Origin of the sequence: Desulfovibrio sp., assembly GCF_034006445.1 — a bacterium.
In the GTDB taxonomy this organism is placed as follows: domain Bacteria; phylum Desulfobacterota; class Desulfovibrionia; order Desulfovibrionales; family Desulfovibrionaceae; genus Desulfovibrio.
On the sequence record NZ_JAVESS010000041.1, the window covers coordinates 1 to 3181 of the forward strand.

Consider the following 3181-nt stretch of genomic DNA (forward strand, 5'->3'; position numbering starts at 1 on the left):
GAGGAAGCGCCGACCGTCGAGGGAGTCCTGCGCCTCGCCGGTCAGAGCGTTGGCCACGCCCCGGGCCGTGACCCGGAAAAAAAAGATGGGCTTGCCCAGGATGGCCAACTTGATATGTGCGATGGTTTCCAGGCAGCCGTCGTCGTCGAACATGGTGTTGATTAAAAATGCGTCCGCCCTGGTGAGGGCGGAAACGTCCTCGCGCCATGATCCGGCGGGAATGACCCGGTCCCACTCCTCGTCAAGGTCGCGCGGGCAGAGTAGGCACAGGTTCAGATCTCGCTCGATGCGCAGGTGCTGGTATCCGTCGTCGAGGACGAAAAGGTCGGCCATCTTTCTGGCCGCGATCTTGCCTGCCCGCACCCGGTCTGGATCGACCAGAATCTGGGCCTGGGGATGGGTGCGCTTGAGTAAGAGCGGTTCGTCCCCTGCCTCCTTGGGTGTGCTCAAAAGCTGCACCGCGTAGGGCAGATGCGGCGGTTTGCCGCCATAGCCGCGCGTCAGCACCGTGGGCCGCAGCCCCTCGTCCCTGGCCCAGTCCAGCAACCACGACACCACCGGGGTTTTGCCCGTGCCGCCCCAGGAGATGTTGCCCACGCTGATGCATGGGGCCGGTGGGCGCCAGGAGGCGCGCTTGCCCGTTTTGTAGAGCCGGGCGCGCAAACGCATGATTCGGGCGTAAGCCTTGCTCAGAGGGGCCAGCAGGTGCGGGAACTGGCTTTGCAGACGGGAAATTCGGTCAGGAGTCATGGTTGGTGCCGGAAAGGAAAAAGGGCGGCTTTTGCCGCCCCAGGATTAATCTCGGGAAGATCCGAAGAACCTGAGCAGAAAGAGAAACAGGTTGATAAAATCAAGGTACAGGGTCAGCGCGCCAAGTATGGTCCCGCGCCGGACGGCCACGGCGTCGTCCATGGGTGCGGATTCGCCCATCACTTTGAGCTTCTGGGTGTCGTAGGCGGTCAGGCCCGTAAAGATCAGAACGCCGATGCCGCTGATGACAAAATCAAGGGCGGAGCTGGCCATGAAGATGTTGACGATGGATGCGATGATGATGCCGATGAGGCCCATGAACAAAAAGCTGCCCCATCCGGTCAGGTCTTTCTTGGTGGTGGCGCCGTAGACGCTCATGGCCGCGAACATGCCCGTGCAGACGATGAAAGCCTTGAAGATGGAGGCCGCCGTGTAAACCAGGAGAATGGACGACAGCGTGGCGCCGGTCAGGGCGCTGTAGAGAAGAAAAAGTCCCGTGGCCGTACCGGCGGACATGCGATGCACGGCCCCTGAGATGGCCAGGACTAGGCCGAACTGGGCGATGATGAGGCCCCAGAAAATGATGGGATTGGCGAAGATGACCTGGGCGATGGCCGGGGTGGTGGCCACGGCGTAGGCAACCACGGCGGTCAGCCCTAATCCCAGGCTCATCCAATTGTAGACCCCGCGCAGGAAAAGGTTGGTCGCCTGCACATCGGTGCGGGTCCGGGAAATAGTCTGGAAGTTCATTGCTCCTCCTCATTATTGGTATTTTGGCGTATGCACGCTTCGTCAAGGCCGGATTGTGGAGTTGTGCCCCTACAGCAAGGCCTTGACCCGCATGCCATAAAGAATGAAATCAGCCCTTCTGATTTAGGTCATCTGGGGCGCAAGTCAAGGATGGGCGAAGTCAGGCCCAAAAATGGGCCCGGACTGACAAGTTTTGTCAGTTGAAACCGGAATCCATGGTGGGGCTCTTCCCCTTGACTGCCTCGCTCACCACTTTTCGCAGCAAAAACCACTCCCCCGCATTGGGCAAGTCATTCCCGCGAAGGCGGGGAAATGTTCCTTTCCTAACAGTCTGAAAGAGCAGGATTTCACACCATCTCTCGACGTGTCCCGCCTTCGCGGAAACAACTTTCGGTATGGGTCCTTGCCCAGTCCCCAGTCCACTTGGCCAAGAGAAAACAAAAGAAATGACAACTTGGCACGGATAGTGATAAGTGCCCATCACAAGCATGGATATCTCAACCCAACTTTATTGGAGGATTGTATGAACCGGTTCAGAAAGAATGAAAAAGGCTTCACCCTGGTCGAACTTTTGATCGTCGTGGCAATTATTGGTATTTTGGCAGCGATCGCGATTCCGCAGTTTACGAAGTATAAGAGGAATGCAGCGCAGGCATCTTGTGAGGCCGATTTGAGAAACTGCATGAATGATGCAGCGGCAAAGTTTGCGTCTGATGATATAAATGATCAGAATTGCACTATTCCTGGAACACTTCTTCCTGTTGCTTTGTTATTCACTGTTACTACAGACGGAAATATCACGATGGCTGGGGCTGATACAAGTGCCCTTTTGTATTCAGGGTATAGTTTTAATTCAACTATTGATAGTGGCGCTATTGCTCGGTGTACATTAAATTAAATTTATAAAATTCAGTTTACTGTAATTTTTTCTTTGAGTTTGTCTAGTTCCCGCTATGTCTAATGGCGGGAACTAGCTATTTGAGAGCAAAGGAGTACTTTCCCTTGACCTCGGTCCTTTTGATGGGTGACCCCTTCTGCTTGTGTGATATTCTTGGCACAGAACTTGGTAGTGACGATTTGTTCGTGAAGGTTGATGGAACAATATCGTTCGCAGCTAATGCAACAGGTACGGTTGCTGATCTTGTATATAGTGGATATACTTTTGATGTTCAAATTACAGATGGCGCTGTTGCTAACTGCACGCTTCAATAACTTTCAGTATTACTCTTGATCAGCGGAAAATAGCCCTTGTCAACAAAGCAAGGGCTATTTTTGACCTGTAGATGCGCTAACTCCAATCAGATTATGCTCGATTTGTCCCCTCCAGACCTTTTGACGCTGCCAATGCGCATCTTTTTTTCTAGCTTGATCGATATTCTAGCTCCGGGCATGATGCCATGCATCTTTGCCCTCAAGGAGCGCTCGTGAATTCATCCGCCCTCATTGATTTCTCCGCCATTACGGCCCTGTTTGAGCACGCTCGCGCTGGATCGCGCAATTTTCTTTACGAATACGAAGTCTACGCCCTGCTTGCGGCTTCCGGGGCTGAGACGCCTCCGCGGGCCAGGCTGCTGGAGCGCGGAGTTCGGGTTTTTGATGAGGAGCTGGTGGCCATTCCTGGAGAAAAGGCCGTGCTCAAGATTGTTTCGCCGACCATCGTGCACAAGACCGAGGTCGGCGG

General features: G+C 54.4%; 4 protein-coding genes. 2 read left to right on the plus strand and 2 right to left on the minus strand.

The window, feature by feature from the left end:
* Together lpxK and RBR41_RS14520 are read right to left on the minus strand one after the other, a co-directional pair.
* Positions 1 to 750 (minus strand): tetraacyldisaccharide 4'-kinase (gene lpxK, locus RBR41_RS14515; protein WP_320353390.1); only part of this gene is annotated, 750 nt, incomplete at its 3' end.
* Between the two features lie 45 nt (positions 751 to 795).
* Positions 796 to 1500, minus strand: coding sequence for a Bax inhibitor-1/YccA family protein (locus RBR41_RS14520; RefSeq protein WP_320353391.1), 705 nt, complete (start codon positions 1498 to 1500; stop codon positions 796 to 798).
* 523 nt (positions 1501 to 2023) lie between these two features.
* On the opposite strand from RBR41_RS14520, the gene RBR41_RS14525 reads away from it, so the two are divergent.
* Entirely contained in the window at positions 2024 to 2398 is a 375-nt protein-coding gene (locus tag RBR41_RS14525) for a prepilin-type N-terminal cleavage/methylation domain-containing protein (RefSeq protein WP_320353392.1), read from the plus strand.
* Between the two features lie 526 nt (positions 2399 to 2924).
* On the plus strand, positions 2925 to 3181 hold a 257-nt coding region (locus RBR41_RS14530), incomplete at its 3' end, for an acetate--CoA ligase family protein (protein ID WP_320353394.1).

Coding starts and splice junctions, on each gene's coding strand:
- RBR41_RS14525 (WP_320353392.1), top strand. CDS start 2,024: ATGAACCGGTTCAGAAAGAATGAAAAAGGCTTCACCCTGGTCGAACTT.
- RBR41_RS14520 (WP_320353391.1), bottom strand. CDS start 1,500: ATGAACTTCCAGACTATTTCCCGGACCCGCACCGATGTGCAGGCGACC.